Origin of the sequence: Pseudomonas sp. KCJK8993, assembly GCF_046230915.1 — a bacterium.
Lineage (GTDB): Bacteria > Pseudomonadota > Gammaproteobacteria > Pseudomonadales > Pseudomonadaceae > Aquipseudomonas > Aquipseudomonas piscis.
On sequence record NZ_JBJJLO010000241.1, the window covers coordinates 1 to 1,510 of the forward strand.

The following is a 1,510-nucleotide window of genomic DNA, read 5'->3' on the forward strand; positions in this document are numbered from 1 at the left end:
TGTCCGGGTCCGGTAGCGCCTGGCGATCCACCTTGCCGTTGGGGCTCAGGGGGAGCGCGTCCAGCAGCACATACGCCTGGGGCACCATGTAGCTCGGCAATTGCGCTTGCACCTGCGCTCGCAAGGCCTGGATATCCAGGCTCGATGGCGCGCGGCAATAAGCGATCAGGCGCTCGTTGCGCACCAGCACCACCGCTTCCTGCACCTCGGCATGGGCGACCAGGCAGGATTCGATTTCACCCAGTTCGATGCGCAAGCCGCGCAGCTTGATCTGGTCGTCGTTACGGCCCAGGTATTCCAGCGTGCCGTCCGCCAGGTAACGCACCAGGTCGCCGGTTTTGTACAAGCGCCCGCCCGGGTTGAACGGGTCGGCCAGGAAGCGTTCGGCGGTCAGGTCATCGCGCCCCAGGTAACCGCGAGCCACCCCGGCGCCACCGATGTACAGCTCACCGGCGACACCCAGCGGCAGCAGCTGCAGGTGCGCGTCGAGCACATAGGCGCGGGCGTTGGCGATGGGTTTGCCGATCGGCACGACATCGAGTGGGCCTGGGTCGTTGAAGGTCCAGGAGGTGCTGTCGATGGTCGCTTCCGTCGGTCCGTACAGGTTGACGATGCCGTGGCTGGTCAGCGCACGGGCCTGCATGGCCAATTGCGGGTCAAGGGCTTCACCGCCGCTGAACAGGTAGCGGCAGCGCACCCCCGTCTCGGGCAATTGCACCAGCAGGCGCAACAGGCTCGGCACGAACTGGGCAATAGTCACGCCCTGCTCCACCAGCGTACGCGCCATGTGCTCGACATCCCGCGAAGCCTCGGCCGGCAGCAACACCAGGCGCGCACCGATGGCCAACGGCGTCCAGATTTCCCAGACCGACGCGTCGAACGCCACCGAGGTCCGCTGCAGGAAGCGGTCTGTGGCATTAAAACCAAAGGCCTGGGTTTGCCAGCCGATGTGGTTGACCAGCGAGCCGTGTTCCACCATCACGCCTTTAGGGCGGCCGGTGGAGCCTGAGGTGAAGATCACATAGGCCAGGTCGTGGGCCGTGGCCAGGGCGGGCGGGTTGTCGAGCGGCTGCTCGGCCAAAGCGGCCTCCGCCAGGTCAACCAGTGGCATGGTCGTATCGCCCAGCACGCCACGGCTGGCGTCCTGCACCAGCACCGCCAGCGGCTGGCTGTCTTGCAGCGCAAATGCCAGGCGTTGCGCCGGGTACTCGGGGTCCAGCGGCACATAGGCAGCGCCGGACTTGAGGATGCCCAGCAAGCCGACAATCAGCTCCAGGCTGCGTGGCATGCAGATCGCCACGCAGCGATCGGCGCCCGCGCCAAGGCTGCGCAAATAATGGGCGACGCGGTTGGCCCGTTCGTTCAGGTCGCGGTAGCTCAACTGTTGGTCGTCCAGCACCACCGCAATCGCCGCCGGGTCCCGAGCGGCTTGGGCTTCGATCATCTGCACCACGGTGGTAGCGCGTGGGTAATCGGCGTCGGTGGCGTTGAACCCGAGCAGGGTCTCGCG

Annotated in this window: 1 protein-coding gene; it reads right to left on the minus strand. The window is 66.5% G+C overall.

Annotated features, from left to right (window positions below; translation table 11 throughout):
* The coding region (locus ACK6AU_RS31940) for a non-ribosomal peptide synthetase (RefSeq protein WP_409303754.1) at positions 1-1,510 on the minus strand (1,510 nt) is incomplete at both ends.